The sequence below is a fragment of the Streptomyces rubradiris genome, assembly GCF_016860525.1.
Taxonomy (GTDB): Bacteria; Actinomycetota; Actinomycetes; order Streptomycetales; family Streptomycetaceae; genus Streptomyces; species Streptomyces rubradiris.
Window position 1 is genome coordinate 459,296 of record NZ_BNEA01000001.1, and the last position, 16,898, is coordinate 476,193.

Annotated in this window: 14 protein-coding genes; 11 read left to right on the plus strand and 3 right to left on the minus strand. The window is 74.8% G+C overall.

The window, feature by feature from the left end; all coding sequences use genetic code 11:
- Positions 1-127: 127 nt before the first annotated feature.
- Genes Srubr_RS02240 through Srubr_RS02250 form a run of 3 tightly spaced genes read left to right on the plus strand, consistent with a single transcriptional unit; the run spans position 128 to position 2,981 of the window.
- Positions 128-799, plus strand: coding sequence for a helix-turn-helix transcriptional regulator (locus tag Srubr_RS02240; protein ID WP_189993134.1), 672 nt, complete (start codon positions 128-130; stop codon positions 797-799).
- On the plus strand, positions 796-1,965 hold the full coding sequence (locus tag Srubr_RS02245; RefSeq protein WP_189993136.1) for a DSD1 family PLP-dependent enzyme: 1,170 nt from the start codon (positions 796-798) through the stop codon (positions 1,963-1,965). Before Srubr_RS02240 ends, Srubr_RS02245 begins: the two co-directional genes overlap by 4 nt.
- Positions 1,966-2,012: 47 nt before the next feature.
- Positions 2,013-2,981 (plus strand): threo-3-hydroxy-L-aspartate ammonia-lyase, encoded by a 969-nt coding sequence (locus tag Srubr_RS02250; RefSeq protein ID WP_189993138.1) that lies wholly within the window; start codon positions 2,013-2,015, stop codon positions 2,979-2,981.
- A gap of 224 nt (positions 2,982-3,205) precedes the next feature.
- Here Srubr_RS02250 and Srubr_RS02255 read toward each other — a convergent pair whose 3' ends face one another.
- Positions 3,206-4,303 carry an enoyl-CoA hydratase/isomerase family protein gene (locus Srubr_RS02255; protein ID WP_189993139.1) on the minus strand — a complete coding sequence of 366 codons (1,098 nt, stop codon included), beginning with the start codon at positions 4,301-4,303 and terminating at the stop codon, positions 3,206-3,208.
- Between the two features lie 200 nt (positions 4,304-4,503).
- Complete coding sequence (locus tag Srubr_RS02260; protein ID WP_189993142.1) at positions 4,504-5,241, minus strand: SAM-dependent methyltransferase; 738 nt, start codon at positions 5,239-5,241, stop codon at positions 4,504-4,506.
- A gap of 297 nt (positions 5,242-5,538) precedes the next feature.
- On the opposite strand from Srubr_RS02260, the gene Srubr_RS02265 reads away from it, so the two are divergent.
- The 6 genes from Srubr_RS02265 (at position 5,539) to Srubr_RS02290 (ending at position 12,254) form a co-directional block, all read left to right on the plus strand.
- Complete coding sequence (locus tag Srubr_RS02265) at positions 5,539-5,877, plus strand: antibiotic biosynthesis monooxygenase family protein (RefSeq protein ID WP_189993143.1); 339 nt, start codon at positions 5,539-5,541, stop codon at positions 5,875-5,877.
- On the plus strand, positions 5,874-6,761 hold the full coding sequence (locus Srubr_RS02270; protein ID WP_189993145.1) for an NAD(P)-dependent oxidoreductase: 888 nt from the start codon (positions 5,874-5,876) through the stop codon (positions 6,759-6,761). Before Srubr_RS02265 ends, Srubr_RS02270 begins: the two co-directional genes overlap by 4 nt.
- A complete protein-coding gene (locus Srubr_RS02275) occupies positions 6,758-7,855 on the plus strand; it encodes an amidohydrolase family protein (protein ID WP_189993146.1) in 1,098 nt (365 codons plus the stop codon). Before Srubr_RS02270 ends, Srubr_RS02275 begins: the two co-directional genes overlap by 4 nt.
- Complete coding sequence (locus tag Srubr_RS02280) at positions 7,852-9,096, plus strand: cytochrome P450 family protein (protein ID WP_189993148.1); 1,245 nt, start codon at positions 7,852-7,854, stop codon at positions 9,094-9,096. The genes Srubr_RS02275 and Srubr_RS02280 overlap by 4 nt, the downstream gene beginning before the upstream one ends.
- Before the next feature lie 165 nt (positions 9,097-9,261).
- Positions 9,262-10,860, plus strand: a complete 1,599-nt coding sequence (mdlC, locus tag Srubr_RS02285; protein ID WP_189993150.1) for a benzoylformate decarboxylase — start codon at positions 9,262-9,264, stop codon at positions 10,858-10,860.
- Positions 10,861-10,991: 131 nt separating this feature from the next.
- Positions 10,992-12,254: an MFS transporter gene (locus Srubr_RS02290; RefSeq protein WP_189993152.1), complete on the plus strand. Its 1,263-nt coding sequence runs from the start codon at positions 10,992-10,994 to the stop codon at positions 12,252-12,254.
- 30 nt (positions 12,255-12,284) lie between these two features.
- Here the strand turns inward: Srubr_RS02290 and Srubr_RS02295 are convergent, their stop codons facing one another.
- The gene (locus Srubr_RS02295) at positions 12,285-14,366 is read right to left on the minus strand and encodes a SpoIIE family protein phosphatase (protein WP_189993154.1); all 2,082 of its coding nucleotides are present in this window, start codon (positions 14,364-14,366) and stop codon (positions 12,285-12,287) included.
- Between the two features lie 596 nt (positions 14,367-14,962).
- Here Srubr_RS02295 and Srubr_RS02300 point away from each other — a divergent pair.
- Entirely contained in the window at positions 14,963-15,532 is a 570-nt protein-coding gene (locus tag Srubr_RS02300; protein ID WP_189993157.1) for a TetR family transcriptional regulator, read from the plus strand.
- 274 nt (positions 15,533-15,806) lie between these two features.
- Positions 15,807-16,862: a class I mannose-6-phosphate isomerase gene (locus Srubr_RS02305; protein WP_189993158.1), complete on the plus strand. Its 1,056-nt coding sequence runs from the start codon at positions 15,807-15,809 to the stop codon at positions 16,860-16,862.
- The last annotated feature ends 36 nt before the right edge of the window (positions 16,863-16,898 follow it).

The following is a 16,898-nucleotide window of genomic DNA, read 5'->3' on the forward strand; positions in this document are numbered from 1 at the left end:
TGCCGGTACGGAGGGTAGTTGACGTCCGGCGGCGGTGTGATCCGGATGCCCTGGACAGCGGACACCACACAACTTAGACTCCCCGTCCAGAAGTAGACCGCATATCGAGGCCATCGGGGAGAGGCCCATGGACCACCCGGTGGATGCCACGAACGAGGACGGCGCGGACGAGCACCTCCTGAAGGAGGCGGAGAAGATCGCGGTCGCGCTGGGCCGCATGTTCCCCGGTCTGTGCGAGGTCGTGCTGCACGACCTGCGCGACCCGGAGCACGCGATCCGCGCCATCGAGAACAACCTGTCGGGCCGTCAGGTCGGCGATCCGGCGACGGAGTTGGGCCTGGCCCGCATCGCCGACCCGGACTACCCCGGTGTCGTGCAGAACTACCCGAACCGGTTCCCCGACGGCCGCCCGGCCAAGAGCACGTCCATCGGCATCAAGAACGCGGCGGGCGAGTACGTCGCCGCCCTGTGCCTGAACCTGGACGTGTCCGTGCTCTCCCCCGTCACCCTCGCCCTTTCCAACCTCGTGGCGACGGACTCCGAGCACCGCGAGCGGCCCCTGGAGACCCTGCGCGACCGCACCGCGCGGGAGCTGCGCGAGGCGGTGGAGGCCCGCGCCGCCGAGCGCGCCGCCACCCCGCGCTCGCTGAGCCGGGAGGAGAAGAAGGCGCTCGTACGGCAGTTGCAGCGCGACGGCTACTTCGACTCGCGCGACGCCGCGCAGACCATCGCGGACCTGCTCGGCGTGTCCCGGGCGACGGTCTACAACTACGCGAAACGAGGGGTCACCCGCCCATGAGCACCACCGTCTCCCCCGCCGCCGTCCGGACGCTGGCCGATCCCGACACGCCGTTCGCCGTCGTGGACGCGCACCGGACGCGGCGCAACATCGCCCGTCTGCGGGCCCGGGCGGACCGCCTCGGGGTCTCCCTGCGCCCGCATGTGAAGACGGCCAAGAGCCTGGACGCCGCCGCCCTCCTGCACGACGGCACGCCCGGCCCGGTCACCGTCTCCACCCTCGCCGAGGCCGAGGCGTTCGCCGACGCGGGGTACCGCGACCTGACCTACGCCGTCGGCATCGAACCGCGCAAACTCCCGCGCGTGACCGCCCTGGTGCGGCGCGGTGTCACCCTGCGCGTCCTGCTGGACAGCACCGAGCAGGCGGAGTTCGTCGCCGCGGCGGCACGGGAGGCGGGGGTCGCCCTGCCCGCACTGATCGAGATCGACTGCGACGGCCACCGCGGCGGCCTCAAGCCCGACGCGCCGGGGCTCCCCGGGATCGGCCGGATGCTGCACGACGCGGGCTGCCTGGACGGCGTCCTGACGCACGCGGGCGAGTCGTACTCCGCCTTCACCGCCGAGGAGCGGCGCGCGGCGGCGCGGAACGAACGCGACGCGGCGGTCACGGCGGCGCGGCGGCTGCGCGCGGCCGGTCTGCCCGTGCGCACCGTCAGCGTGGGCTCCACCCCCACCGCGCACGCCGCCGACGACCTCACCGGGGTCACCGAACTGCGCGCCGGGAACTACGTGTTCTTCGACCTGGTGATGGCCGGTCTCGGCGTCTGCGCGCCGGCCGACATCGCCCTGTCGGTGGTGGTCACCGTCATCGGGCACCGCCCGGAATACGGGTGGATCGTCACCGACGGCGGCTGGATGGCCCTGTCCCGCGACCGCGGCACCGCCGGCCAGCCGCAGGACCAGGGCTACGGCCTGGTCACCGACCTGTCCGGCACCCTGATCCCGGGCCTGGTCATGACCGCCGCCAGCCAGGAACACGGCACCCTCACCGCGCGGGACGGCGCGGCCCTGCCCGAGCTGCCCATCGGCACCCGGCTGCGCGTCCTGCCCAACCACGCCTGTGCCACGGCCGCCCAGCACCACGGCTACCACGTCGTCGACACCGCCCGCGGCACGTCGGCGTCCCCCGCGATCGAGGCGTACTGGCCCCGCGTCTCCGGCTGGTGACCGCCCCGCTCTCCCGTTCCCCGTCCCGTAGCCCGAAGGACCCGTCCATGGCCGCCGCACCGCCCCTCACGTTCGCCGACGTCCGCGACGCCGCCGCCCGCCTCGAGGGCGTCGCCCACCGCACCCCCGTCCTCACCTCCCGCACCCTCGACTCCCTGGTCGGGGCGGAGGTGTTCATCAAGGCCGAGAACTTCCAGCGGATCGGCGCCTTCAAGTTCCGCGGCGCCTACAACGCCATCGCCCAACTCCCCCCGGAGCAGCTGGCGAAGGGCGTGGCGGCCTACTCGTCCGGCAACCACGCCCAGGCCACCGCGCTGGCCGCCCGCGAACTGGGCACCCACGCGGTCATCCTGATGCCCGAGGACGCTCCCCGTTCCAAGCGGGAGGCGACCATCGGGTACGGGGCGGAGGTCGTCACCTACGACCGCTACACCGAGGACCGCACCGCGCTCGGCCACGCCCTGGCCGAGGACCGCGGTCTGGCCCTGATCCCGCCCTACGACCACCCGCACGTCATGGCCGGCCAGGGCACCGCGGCCCTCGAACTGCTCCAGGAGACCGGCCCGTTGGACGCCCTGGTGGTGCCGGTGGGGGGCGGCGGCCTCATCGCCGGCAGCGCCACCGCCGCCACCGCACTGCACCCCGGTATCCGGATCGTCGGCGTCGAACCGGAGGCGGGCGACGACACCAGGCGTTCCCTGGCGGCCGGCGCGCGCGTCACCGTCCCGGTGCCCCGCACCATCGCCGACGGGCAGGCGCTGGCCACTCCCGGTGAACTCACCTTCCCCGTCAACCAGCGCCTGGTGGACGCCATCGCGCTGGTCACCGACGCCGAGATCGTCACCGCGATGCGGTTCGCCTTCGAGCGCCTGAAGATCGTCCTGGAACCGAGCGGTGCCACGCCGCTGGCCGCGCTGCTGGCCGGGCGCGTCGACCGCCTCCCGCGGCGGGTCGGCCTCATCGCCTCCGGCGGCAACATCGACACCGCCCGCTTCACCGCCCTCGTCGGCGGCTGAGGGTCCCGCCGGCCGGGCCGTCGCACCGGGTACGCGCCGTCGGTGAGGCCGACGCGTGTGTAGTACTCGGTGCCCAGGCCGCCCGCCCCGGCGCGGAGACGAGAGCCCGCTCCCCGCTCCCCGCGCCCTCACCCGTTCCGCCGGTTCCGCGCGCCGCCGCAGGGGAGCCGGGCGGGCCGCGTCCGGTCGCCCGCCCGCCGGGCGCGGCCGGGACGCCGGTGTGCTCAGCGCGGGCCGGCTGTGGCCTCGCCGTCCCCGAGCCCCAGCTCGCGGTCGCCGAGCGGGGCGAAGAAGCGTTCCACGTCAGCGTCGGTGACCTCGGCGAGGGTCGCGGGGGACCAGCGTGGACGGCGGTCCTTGTCGATGATCTGCGCCCGGACGCCCTCGACCAGGTCGGGGCTGCCCAGGGCGGCGCAGGAGACGCGGTACTCCTGGTCGAGGACCCGCTCCAGCGAGCCGAGGCGCCGGGCACGGCGGATCGCGGCCAGGGTGACCTTGAGCGAGGTGGGCGACTTGGCGAGCAGGGTCTCGGCCGCCTCCTTCGCCTCCGGGCCACCGTGGGCGAACAGCCGCGCGACGATCTCCTCGACCGTGCCGGCGGCGTAGCAGGCGTCGATCCAGGCGCGCTGATCGGTCAACGTCCCTCGCGGCGGCCGCTGTTCGTGGCGGGCCAGGGCCTCGGCCACGGGGCGGGCGGCGAGGTCCGCCAGGAAGGAGGGGAGGGACTCGGACGGCAGGTAGTGGTCGGCGAGCCCGCAGAGCAGGGCGTCCCCGGCGCCGATCCGGGCGCCCGTCAGCGCGAGGTGGGTGCCCAGCTCGCCGGGGGCGCGGCCGAGCAGGTGGGTGCCGCCGACGTCGGGGACGAAACCGATGCCGGTCTCGGGCATGGCGATCCGCGAGCGTTCCGTGACGACGCGGACGTCGCCGTGCGCGGAGACACCGACCCCGCCGCCCATGACGATGCCGTCCATGACGGCGACGTACGGCTTGGGGTAGCGGGCGATGCGGGCGTTGAGGTGGTACTCGTCGCGCCAGAACGCGGCGGATGCGGTGCCGTCGCCGTCGCGGGCGTCGTCGTGGACGGCGCGGATGTCGCCGCCCGCGCACAGGCCGCGCTCCCCCGCGCCGGTGATGACGACGGTCTCCACGGCCGGGTCGCGTTCCCAGGCGGTCAGGGCCTCGCCGATCCGGCGGACCATGACATGGTTCAGGGCGTTGAGCGCCTCGGGCCGGTTGAGCGTGAGGTACGCGGCCCGTCCCTCCTGGCGCAGCAGGACGGGTTCGGCGGTGCGAGGCGCGTCGGTCCGCGCGCTGCCGGTCATCCGGACGCCTCCATCAGGCCACCGGCCACGATGACACGCATGATCTCGTCGCTTCCTTCCGGTCGGGTGCACCCACGGTCGCGAACGATCTTCTCAGTGCCGTGCGGCGGGGTGGCGGCGGCCCCTCTCCTCGCCGATGAGGCGCCCCGGGGCGCCCGAAACAACGTCGGCGTGACCCGGTGTCCGCGGCGCCCCGGCGTTCAGTCCGCCGTCGGCCGCAGCACGAGGCAGACGAAGCCGAAGACGTCCCGGTAGACGCGCAGCCACTCGTCACGGTGGGCCGTGGCCGCCGCGAGCGCCTCGGCGCTGTCCGGGTGGCCGGGGTGGTCCAGCGCCCAGGAGGCGAGCGTCCCCGTCCACGCCCACTCGTAGTCGTCCAGCTCCCGGGGGGTGCTGACGTGCCCGTGGACCGGTGTCCAGCCGTCCGCGACGACCCGGTCCAGCGTGACCGGCAGGTCGTCGAGGTCGCCGAGCAGCGCGACGGCCTCGGCGGAGGGCTCGCGGTCCCAGTACCCCTCGCCGACCAGGACGCGTCCGCCGGGCGCGAGGTGCCCGCGTGCCGCCGCCAGGGCCGGGAGCAGGCCGCCGAAGGCGTGTGTGGCCCCTACGCACAGCACCAGGTCGAAGGCGTGCGGGGCGGTGAACCGGGCGGCGTCCTCGTGGTGGAGGACCAGGCGGTCCTCGACACCGAGCCGGCGCGCGGCCCGCCGGGCGTCCGCCAGCGCGCGCTCGGAGAGGTCGACGCCCTCGGCACTCGGTCCGGGACGCGCGGTCAGGGCCCGCAGCAGCCACTCCCCGCCGCCGCAGCCGAGGTCGAGCACGCGTCCGCCGTCGTGCGGCAGGGCCCGTTCCAGCAGCCCGCGCACCGCGTCGTCGTCGAGCGGCGCGGCTATCGGGTGATCCGCGTGGGCGCGCCTGGAGATCTCCTCACGGTCCATCGGCGGAGCCTGACACGCCCTGCGGCACCCGCGCACCCGGATTTCCGCCGGGCGGCGCGCAGGGGGCGGGCCGAAACGCGCCGCCACTCGAAAGAGGCACGCGCCGCCACCCGCCCGGACCCGTCCCGGCAGCGCCGCGGCCGGGCCCCCGGCCGGGCCCCCGCTCACCCGAAACGACTAATGACGCAGCGTGCACCCCTTGTGCCCATTGGGGCCTGACCCGTTCGGAGTTGCGGCCGTACGGGCGACGTGAGTCCGTGGGAGTCGTGTCCTACCGGATCTCACCCAGGAGGAGACATGGGCACCAACCACCAGGGCCGATCGGCCGACAAGCTGGGCGTCGTCTTCGCGGTCCGCGTCATCGAGGGCCGTGAGCAAGGCTTTCTGGACCTGTACGAGCAGCTCCGGAAGTCCGTGGCCGGCACTCCCGGTCACATCGTGGAGAGGCTCGGCCAGCCCGCCGACGACTCCCGTCAGTGGGTGATCACCAGCGAGTGGAAGTCGGCCGAGCAGTTCTTCGCCTGGCAGCAGAGCGAGGAGCACCGCGAACTCGTCGCGCCGCTGCGCGAGTTCGTCGACCAGCGGCAGTCGCTGCGCTACCGGGTCATCAAGGAGACGCGGGGGGTGGAGTCGTGACACGCACCGCCCACGGCCCCGTCGCCGTGCTCGGCCTCGGCGCGATGGGCGCCGGGCTGGCCCATCGCCTGCTCGACCAGGGCATACCGGTCCGGGTCTGGAACCGTACCCCGGACCGCACCGCGCCGCTCGCCCAGGCCGGCGCGCACGTCGCCGCCCACCCCGCCGAGGCGGTCGCGGGGACGAGCGCCGCCATCTGCGTCGTGGCCGACGGCCAGGCCCTCGGCACCGTGCTGCGCGGCCCGGACGGCGTGCTGGCGAACGGCCCCTACCCGGGCACGCTGCTGTGCGCCAGCACCGTCGCCCCCGAGGAGATCGTCCAGATCGCCGGGGACCTGCCCGCGGCCCTGGACGTGGGCATGCTCGGCAACCGCGACCACGCCCGCGACGGCGAGCTGCGGCTGTTCGTCGGCGGCACACCGGAGGCGTTCGCCGCGGCCGGGCCGCTGCTGCGGGCGCTCGGCAAGGACGTCGTCCATCTGGGCGCACTCGGGTCCGGCATGCGGATGAAACTGCTCCTGAACCTGCTGATGGGCATCGAGGTGCAGGCGCTGGCCGAGGCCACCGAACTGGCGGAGGCCAGCGGACTGGACCGGCAGCTGGTCCTGAAGACCGTCGCGGGCAGCGGTTTCGCCTCGCCGGTCATGGCGTTCAAGTCGCGGCGGCTGGCGGCGGGCCGCTTCGACGAGCCGGACTTCCGGCTGCGGCTGATGGCGAAAGACCTCATGCTCGCTACCAAGCAGGCGGCAGCCGCCGGCCTGAGCCTGCCGCTGGCGACCGCCGCGGCGGAGACCCACGTCCGCGCCACCGAGCAAGGACTGGGCGACCAGGACTGTGCCGCGATCACCCGCGCACTGAGACCGAAACCGGGAACCGACACGTGATCATCGACATCCACGGGCACCTGTCCCCACCGGAAGCCGCCGAGCGCTTCCCCATGCCCCCGGCCCTGACCGACGTCGACGGCATGCTCGCCGCCCGCGCCGAGGCCGGCATCGACCTGACCATCATCGGCAGCCCCGTCGGGGCCGGGGCGATGGCGCGGGTGCCGGGCGTGGACAACTACGCGCAGCCACGTGACCGGCTGCGCGCCTTCCACGCCTGGATGTCGGGCCTGATCCGCCGGTTCCCGGACCAGTTGCGCGGCTACGTGTACGCCAACCCGTTCGGGGACGACGATCACCTGGAAGGGGTCCGGGAGACCCTGGCGGACCCCGCGTTCGTCGGCCTGATCACCACCTCCAGCGTCCACGGGGAGCTGCTCGGCTCGCCCCGCGCGGACCCGTTCTTCGCGCTGGCCGCGGAGGCGGGGGTGCCGGTGCTGGTGCACGCCCCGGCGGAACCGGCCGGCACCGAACGGGTCGGGCAGACACCGTTCGTGGAGCAGATCGGCCGCTTCGGCGACGTCACCCTGGGCATGGCGATGATCGCGTTCGCCGGGTGGCTGGACAAGTACCCCGGTCTGCGGCTGATCGGCGCGACCGGCGGCGGCGCGCTGGCGCTGCTGCCCGAGCGCCTGCAGACCGCGGCGCGCCCCCGGCACTGGGCCGGGGGCGCCCCCGGCGCCGGCCGGCCCGGAACACCCAAGGCCCCCGGAACGCCCGGGGCCCCCGATGCAACCGGTGCTCCCGGTGCCCACGGTGCTTCAGGTGCCCACGGCGCGTCAGGTGCCCACGGCGCGTCAGGTGCCCACGGCGCGTCAGGTGTTCCCGGTGCTCTCACCCCGTCCCCCGACCCCGCCGCCGCCCTGCGGCGCATGTACGTCGACACCAGTCCGTTCAGCGCGGCGCACCTGAGCCTGAACGCGGAGGTGCTGGGGCCGGAACGGATGCTGTTCGGCACCGACTCGCCGCCGATGGCCGCGCCGCTGGAGGACTTCGTCCACATGGTCGAGAAGCTGCCGCTCGACAAGGCGTCCCAGCAGCTCATCCTCGGCGGCAACGCCCAAGCCCTCTTCGACCTGAGGAGCCGTCCGTGACCACCACGCAGGAGGCCGTCGCCGCGGCCGAGCGGTGCACCCCCGAGTTCCGCCGCGACCCCCACGCCGTGTACGCCCGGCTGCGCGCCGAGGCGCCGGTCTGCCCCATGCGACCACCGCACGGCAACGAGACGTACCTGATCACCCGGTACGAGGACGCGCGGGCCGCGCTGTCCGACCCGCGCCTGAGCAAGGACATGTACGGCGCCATGGACGCCTACCGGAGGATCTTCGGGGACTCGTCCATCGCGCTGGACGACAACATGCTCAACTCCGACGCGCCCAAGCACACCCGGCTGCGCAGGCTGGTCAACTCGGCTTTCACCCCGCGGCGGGTGCAGGCACTGCGGCCGCGCATCGAGCAGATCGTCCGCGAGCTGCTCGACGCGTGCCCGCCCCGGGAACCCGTCGACCTGCTGCCCGCGTTCGCGTTCCCGCTGCCGATCATCGTGATCTGCGATCTGCTCGGCGTGCCGGCCGAGGACCGGACCCGGATGCAGCGGCTGTCCACCACGGTGGCGCAGACCGGCTTCGGCGAGGAGTTCAAGCGGGCCCAGCAGCGGGCGGAGGAGGACCTGCACGGGTACTTCACCGAGCTGATCGACGCGAAGCGGGACCGCCCGGGCGACGACCTGCTGAGCGCGCTCATCGCGGTGCGGGACGGCGCGGACGGCTCGCTCACCCAGAACGAACTGGTCTCCACGGCCTTCCTGTTGATGTTCGCGGGGCACAAGACGACCGCGTACCTCATCGGCAACGCCGTGCACCATCTGCTGTGTCACCCCGAGCAGTTGAGCGCCGTACGGGAGAGCCCGGAGCTGATCCGCGCGGCGGTCGAGGAACTGGTGCGCTACGACGGCTCGGTGGAGACCGCGACGTTCCGCTACGCGACCGAGGACGTGGAGTACGGCGGGACCCTCATCCCCAAGGGGGCCCTGGTCCAGATCGCGCTCAGCTCGGCCAACCGCGACCCCGCCAAGTTCGACTCCCCCGACGCGCTGGACGTGCGGCGGCCCGGCAACGCGCAGGACGCCCACCTCGGTTTCGGGCACGGCAGCCACTACTGCCTGGGCGCCCCGCTGGCCCGGCTGGAGACCCAGCTGGCCCTGACGCTGCTGTTCGACCGGTTCCCCCGGATGGCCCTGGCCGACCCGGCCGCCGGGCCACGGTGGCTTCAGGTGCCCTTCCCCGCCTTCCGCGGCCTGGCGGAGCTGCCGGTCGTCCTGGACCCCGCCGGGTAGGCGCGGCGCGCACGCGCCGGGAACCAGGGGCGACCGGCGTATGGCGGCCGGAGCGCGCGCTCCCTACTGTGTGCCGCGTCACCATGTGGCGCGGCACCATGTGCGTGCCGGTCACTGTGTGGCGCCTCGCCCAGAAAGGGACCGTCCGGCCGGAAGGGGCCGCCCGTGCCATCCGTGCGCCGCATCGCCCACGAGTTCCTGGAACGCCAAGGGCTCACCACCGTCTTCGGCAACCCGGGCTCCAACGAACTGCCCCTTCTTGCCGGACTGCCCGACGGGTTCCGCTACGTCCTGGGTCTGCACGAGGGCGCGGTCGTGGGCACGGCCGACGGCTACGCGCAGGCGTCCGGCCGTCCGGCGCTGGTCAGCCTGCACTCGGCCGCGGGGTCCGGCAACGCGCTGGGCGCGCTGACGAACGCGGTGGCCTCGCGCACCCCGCTGGTCGTCCTGGCCGGTCAGCAGGTACGGCCGGCGATCGGGCCGGAGGCCCACCTCACCAACGTGGACGCCCCGGCCCTGATGCGGCCGCTCGTCCGCTGGGCCGCCGAGCCGGCGTGCGCGCGGGACGTGCCCCGCGCGCTCGCCCAGGCCGTCTTCGAGGCGCGGTTGCGGCGCGGGCCGGCCTTCCTGTCCGTGCCGTACGACGACTGGGCGGCCGACGCCGACGAGAACGCGCCGGCCGTGCTGGAGCGCCGGGTCGAGCGGGCCGGGGCGCCCGGCGCGGAGCAGGGGCGCCGGCTGGCCGAGGCGGTGGCCGCGGCCCGGCGGCCCGCCCTGGTGCTGGGCGGTGACATCGACGCGGACGGGCTCTTCCACGACGCGGTACGGCTGGCCGAGCGGCTCGGCTGCCCGGTGTGGGCGGCGCCCTCGGTCTTCCGGCTGCCGTTCCCCAACCGCCATCCGCTGTTCCGCGGGGTGCTGCCCGCCGGCATCGAGCCCGTCTGCCGGGCGCTGAGCGGCCACGACCTCGTCCTGGTGCTCGGCGCGCCGGTGTTCCGGTACCACGAGCATCTGCCCGGCCGGTACCTGCCGGAGGGCACCCGGCTGGTCCAGGTCACCGAGGACGTGTCCGCCGCCGCGCGGGCACCGGTCGGCGAGGCGCTGGTCGCCGACCCCGCCGAGGTGACCCGCCTGCTGCTGACGGCCCTCGGCGCACCGGACCCGCCCGTGGGCGACCACCGGCCCGTGGGCGACTACCAACCCGTGCCGGCGCCGGCCGGTACGCGGGGGCCACGGCTGCATCCGGAGGAGGTCTTCGCGGCCCTGCGGGAGGCACAGCCCGCCGACACCGCGTACGTCGTGGAGTCGACCTCGACCAATTCCTCCTGGTGGCGTCAGATGGATCTGCGCCGGCCCGGCTCGTACTACTTCCCGGCGGCCGGCGGGCTCGGCTTCGGGCTGCCCGGCGCGGTCGGCGTGGCCCTGGCCCAGCCCGGCCGGCCGGTCGTGGGCGTGATCGGGGACGGCTCGGCGAACTACGGCATCACCGCCCTGTGGACGGCCGCCCGGCTCCACGTCCCGCTCACCGTCGTGTTGCTGCGCAACGGGACGTACGGGGCCCTGCGCTGGTTCGGGGGTCTGCTCGGGGTGCCGGACGCGCCGGGACTGGACATCCCGGGCCTGGACTTCACCCGTATCGCCGAGGGCTACGGGGTGCCCGCCCGGCAGGCCGGCGGCGTGGAGGAGCTGCGGGCCGCGCTGTCCGAACCCGTCGACGGGCCCAGGCTGCTCCAGGTCGACACCGCGCTCACCACTCCCGCCTAGCCACCCGCCACCGGCCCGGCCACCCGTCCCGTCCCGCGGCCACCGGCCCCGGCGACCTGTCCCGTCGCCCGCGGCCACCGGCCCCGGCCACCCGTCCCGTCGTCCCGCAGCCGCTCAGGGGGTCCGTCGTCATGTCGTCCGCCGCCTCGTCCAGCGTGTCCGGCGCCCCGGCGGGGGCCGGCGGCTCCGGGCGGGCCGTCTGGACGGTGATCCTGTGCTGGACCACCGTCCTGCTGGAGGGCTACGACCTCGTCGTCCTCGGTGCCATCATCCCGACCCTGCTGAAGACCCGTCACCTCGGCATGACGGCGGGGGACGCCACCACCGTCGCCACGCTGTCGCTCGTCGGCGTGGCCATCGGCGCGCTGCTGGTCGGCCCGCTGGCGGACCGGCTCGGCCGACGGCTGCTGCTCATCGCCTCGGTGGTGGAGTTCTCGGTGTTCACCCTGCTGGTGCCGCTGGCCGGCTCGGTGGCCGTGTTCGCCACGCTGCGCCTCGCGGCCGGGGTGGGCCTCGGCGCGTGCATGCCCGTGTCGCTGACCATGATGGCCGAGCGGCTGCCGGCCGAGCGGCGGGCGCGCGCCGGCACGCTGACCATGACCGGCTACCACACCGGCGCCGTGATCACCTCGCTGCTGGCCCTGCGGATGGCCGACGACTGGCGGGTGCTGTTCTACGTCCTCGGCGCCGCCGGACTTGCCGTCGCGGTGGTCCAGTGGTTCCGGCTGCCGGAGTCGGCGGCGTTCCTGCGCGCCAGGGAGGCGTCCGGGTCGTCGCGGGTGCCCTTCACCGAGCTGCTCAGGCCCGCCTGCCTGCGCGCGGGCATCGGGGTCTGGATGGCCTCGTTCATGGGGCTGCTGCTGGTCTACGGTCTGAACACCTGGCTGCCCAAGCTGATGAACGACGCCGGGTATCCCGTGCCGACGGCCGTGACCCAGCTGCTGGTGCTCAACGCGGGCGGGGTGGCCGGGCTGGTGCTGGGCGGCTTCGTGGCCGACCGGCGCGGCATCAAGCCGACCACGCTGGGCTGGTTCGCCGGTTCGGCGGTGCTGCTGGCCTGCCTCGGCGTCAGGATGCGCAGCGACCTGCTGCTCGACACGGTCGTCTTCCTCACCGGCATGTTCGTCTTCTCCGCGCAGGTGCTCGTCTACGCGTACGTCACCCTTTTCTACCCGGCCGCCGTCCGGGGCACCGCCCTCGGCTCGGCGTCCGGCATCGGCCGCGTCGGCTCCCTCGTCGGGCCGTCGGTCACGGGCGCCCTGGTGACCGCCGGGATCGGCCATCCCTGGGGTTTCTGGTTCTTCGCCGCCGTGGCCGGCTGCGCCGTCCTGGCCGTCCTCACCCTGCCGGGCCGTCCCCAGGGCCCGGGGGCCGAGGACGGTGCGGGAGTCTGACGGCTTGCCGGCCGGGCGGCGCCGGGGCGTTCAGGCGGGCGCGAGGGGTTGCGCGCAGGCGATGAGGAGGGCGACGTCGTCGTGGTCGGCCGGGTGCCGCAGCAGACGCAGGAGCCGGTCGCAGGTCTCCTCCGCGGACCGGTCCGGCGGTGCCAGGAGACGCAGCAGGGCCTCCAGCCGCTCGTCGATGGGGTCGTCGCGGGTCTCCACCAGCCCGTCGGTGTAGAGCACGAGGCGGTCGCCGGGCTTCAGCTCGACGGTGGTGCTCTCGAAGGGGACGCCGCCCACCCCGAGCGGCGTGCCGGTGGGCAGGTCCAGCAGCCGCGGCTGCTCGCCGGTGCGCACCAGGGCCGGGGGCAGGTGGCCGGCGGACGCCACGTGCAGCCGGGCCCGGTGGGGGTCGTAGACCGCGTACACGCAGGTGGCGATGTACGGGTCCAGCTCGCGGGTGGTCTTGTCGAGGTGGGTGAGGATCCGTGCCGGGTCGAGGTCGAGGTCGGCCAGCGTGGCGGTCGCGGTGCGCAGCCGGCCCATGGCGGTGGCGGCCTGGATGCCGCTGCCCATGACGTCGCCCACGGCCAGCGCCGTGCGGTCGCCGTCGAGCGGGATCACGTCGTACCAGTCGCCGCCGACCTCGTCGCGGGCCTGGGCGGGGCGGTAGCGGACGGCGACCTCCAGGCCGGGGCGCCGGGGCGGGGGCTGTGGCAGGAGGCTGCGCTGGAGGGTCTCGACGGCGCTGCGGATGTGCTGGTGCAGCACGGCGTTGTCGATGCTCAGCGCGGCGGAGGAGGCCAGCTCGCAGGCGAGGGTGAGGTCGTCCTCGTCGAACGGCAGCGGGTTGCGGGCCCGGGCCAGGCCCATGACGCCGAGGATCTTCTCGCGGGCGATGAGCGGGACGGTCATGTCGGTGTGGACGCCGGCCCGGGCGAACAGCGCGGCGGCCTCGGAGTCGGCGGCGATGCGGGAGTGGTCGCCCCCGCTCAGGTGGGTGATCAGCAGGGGACGGCGGCTGCGGATGCAGTGCGACGCGGGATGGTCGGCGTGGTAGGTGGTGAGGCGGCCGGGCGGCACCATGGCGCGGCCGGCGTCGGTGGGGTAGGCGGTCTTCACCGCCACGACGCGGAACAGCGCCGGTCCGTCGCCGAGGGCGGTACGGCCGGTCTGCAGGACCGAGTCGAGGAGGTCCACGGTGACCATGTCGGCCAGACCGGGCACCAGGACGTCGGCCAGTTCCCGCGCGGTGCGCTCCACCTCCAGGGTGGTGCCGATCCGGGCCGAGCCGTCGGCGATCAGCCGCAGCCGCCGCTGGGCCTGGTCGGCCTTGCGCGCCGCCCGGTACCGGTCGGTGACGTCGATCACCACGTTGGCGATGCCGAGGACCCGGCCGCGGTGGTCCTCCAGCCGGTAGACGGACACCGCCCAGGCGTGGTCCTGCTCCCGGTCGGCGGGCGTACGTCCCACCACCTGCTGCTCCACCACGGGGGTGCCGGTCTCCAGGACCCGCCGCATCAGGTTCTCGGCGTCCTCGAAGGCCGGGTCGGAGAGGACCTCGCGGAATCCGCGGCCGACGTGGTCGGCCTCGGTGACGCCGTGCATGGCCGCGAGGGCGGGGTTGACGGCGAGATAGCGCAGTTCGGTGTCCATGACGGCCAGCCCGATCGGCGCCTGGCTGACCAGCCGGTTGGACAGGGCCAGCTTGCGTTCCATCTGCCGCAGGGCGACGCGGTCGACGGCCAGCCCGAGGGCGTAGTGGTCGCCGAGGTTGTCCGTCAGCCGGACGTTGCGGAACTCGATCATCCGGGTGCTGCCGTCCTTGTGCCGGACGGGGAAGGCCCCCGCCCAGCGCCGGCCGGTCTCCATCACGTCGGCGAACAGGGTGACCGCCGCGTTCTGGTGTTCGGGGTGCAGGAGCAGCGGTGCCGCGTACTGCCCGACCGCCTCGCCGCGGGTGTAACCGAACAGTTCCTCGGCCTGGGGGCTCCACATGTCGATCTTTCCGTCGGCCTCCAGCAGCACCGCGGCGACGCCCAGCAGGTCGAGCAGCCCGCTGGGGTCGGCCGCGGCGCCCGCCAGCGGATCGGCCGGCTCCGGGCGCGGCTTCTCTCGTCTCATGGAAACGCGCTCCTTCCCTCGGCCGCACCGCCGGCACCACGGGTCACCACCGGTACGTCCGGCTCGCCCCACGGGCCGGACGAGACGGCCTGCCGCGCAGACCGCCGGCCCTCTCCACGATGCGACACACCGCCGGGGACGGCCATGGCGGCGGGGCCGGGGCGGCCCGGCGGCGGGTCGGGGGGCCACTTCGGCGGTGGGCCGAAACGACCACGGCGACAGGCCGGGGGCGACTACGGCTGCGAGCCGGGAAGACCCACGTCAGCAGGCCGGGCAAGACCACGGCCAAGGCCGGAGACGGCTGCGGCAGCAGACCGGAAGCGGCCACGACGGCGGGCGGGACGGCCACGGACACGGGCTGGAGACGACCACGCCGGCAGGCCGGGCGGCCACGGCCACAAGCCGGAGACGGCTGCGGCAGCGGGACGGGGACGGCATCTCGGCGGGGCCGGGTCTCGCTTCCCTCTTGCCCGCCGGTCCCGCCCCGAGACGCGACCGGCCGGCCCGGTCAGGCCGTCCGCGGGAGCGTCGGACGGTCGGCCGGTCCAGGTCGGTGTACGGGTCAACAAACTGATCGTCTGGTTAGGGTGGCGGGCATGCCTCGGGATTCGAACGCGACCAGAGCCCGGCTGCTCGACGCCGCCTTCGCCGAATTCGCCGCCCACGGCATCGCCGGCGCCCGGGTGGAGCGGATCGCCTCGGCCGCCGGCGCGAACAAGCGGCTGATCTACGCCCACTTCGGCAGCAAGGACCAGTTGTTCGACGAGGTGCTGCGCCGGGCGGCGGAGGCGGGCGCCGAGTCCGTGCCGTTCGACCCGGACGACCTGCCCGGATACGCCGGCGCGGTCTTCGACCACCTGGTGGCCCGGCCGGACCTCCTGCGGCTGCGGCTGTGGCAGCTGCTGGAGCGCCCCGCGGGCCCCGGCTCCGCGACGGAGGGCTTCCGGCGCCGGATCGCCGAGGTGGCCGACGCGCAGGAGCGCGGCGAGCTCTCCCGTGCGTTGGCGCCCGCCGATCTGCTGACCATGGTCCTGGCCGCGGCCCAGGCCTGGTTCTGGGCGGACGAGGGCGGCCGCCCCCAGTCGCCGGAGCGGCTGGCCCGGCACCGCGCGGCCGTGGTGGAGACCGCCCGCCGTCTCGCCGAACCGCGACCACCCGAGCGGTGACACCCCCGGCGCACCGCGTGCCCCCGGCATCCAGCACCGTGTTCCCCACTGCCGAGGCACCGGTGGGCCCCGCCGGAGAGCCGCGTACGTCCCTTGAGACCAAGCGTTTCCTCGTCGAGCCGGCCGTGTCGTGCGCCGGTGACGGCAGACCGGCGGGTCGGCGCCCGTCCGGCTGCCGAGGCCCCGTTCACCGGCGCTTCGTCCCGGTTTGCGCCTGGGGGCGGCGGGAACCCCCGGAGCGGAGAGCGCCCGGCCGACGTGGGAGGCGCAGCGTATGGACTGGTACCCGTTGCGCCTGACCGCGCCGGTCAAGCAGCACGTCTTCGGCGGGCGGGTGCTGGCCGGCCGGTGGGGCCGTGCCGGGCTGCCGGACGGCCCGGTCGCCGAGACCTGGGAGGTCAGCGACGTGGACGGCGAGGGCGCGGTGGTGACCGCCGGTCCGCTGGCCGGGCGCTCCTTGCGCGATCTGGTACGGGAGCACCCCGAGGACCTGCTCGGGCGCGGCCCGCACGGTGAACGCTTCCCCGTGCTGACGAAGTTCATCGACGCCACCGGTCCGCTGCCGGTCCATCTGCACGCCGATGACGAGACCGCCCGCCGCATCGAGGGCGAGCCCAACGGCAAGACCGAGGCGTGGCACATCCTGGAAGCGGCCCCCGGGGCCACCGCGCTGGCCGGCGTCCGGCGCGGGGTCGACCGCGAGCGGCTGCACCGTGCGCTGCTGGCCCAGGACTTCGACGCCGTCCTGCGCCGCCTGCCGGTACGCGCCGGGCAGACCCTCTACGTCCCCGGCGGCACCCTGCACAGCTTCGGCCCGGGCACGCTCGTCTACGAGATCGAGCAGACCTCCGACATCCAGCAGCACGCCATGCGCCACCGGATGGAGGACGGCGCCCCGATCCCCGACCGGGAGTGGCACGCCGCCCTCGAACGGCTCCTGGAGGAGTGGCGGCCCGAGCCCCGCCCCGACTTCCGCTCCGGCCTGAGCGTGCCGGTGGCCGACGGTGTGGAACGGACCGTGCTGTGTGCCGGGCGCTACTTCGCGCTGGAGCGGTGGCGGGCCGGCACCGCGGCGCCGCTGGTGCACGAGTTCTCCACGGCGATGGTCCTGAGCAACGCCGGGGCGCCGGTCACCGTGACCACCCCGGGTGGACGGGAGCGGCTGGGCCGGGCGGCGAGCCTGCTGCTGCCGGCGGCGCTGGGCCGCCTGCGGATCGAGGGCCCGGCCGACGTCCTGCTCGGCTACCTCCCCGACCTGGACACCGACATCCGCGCTCCCCTGCTCGCCGCGGGCCACGGCCCGGCCGCGATCACCGCGCTCGGCGCGTGAGAGACGTGAAAGAACCGTCGGCCCTGTGACGGGCCA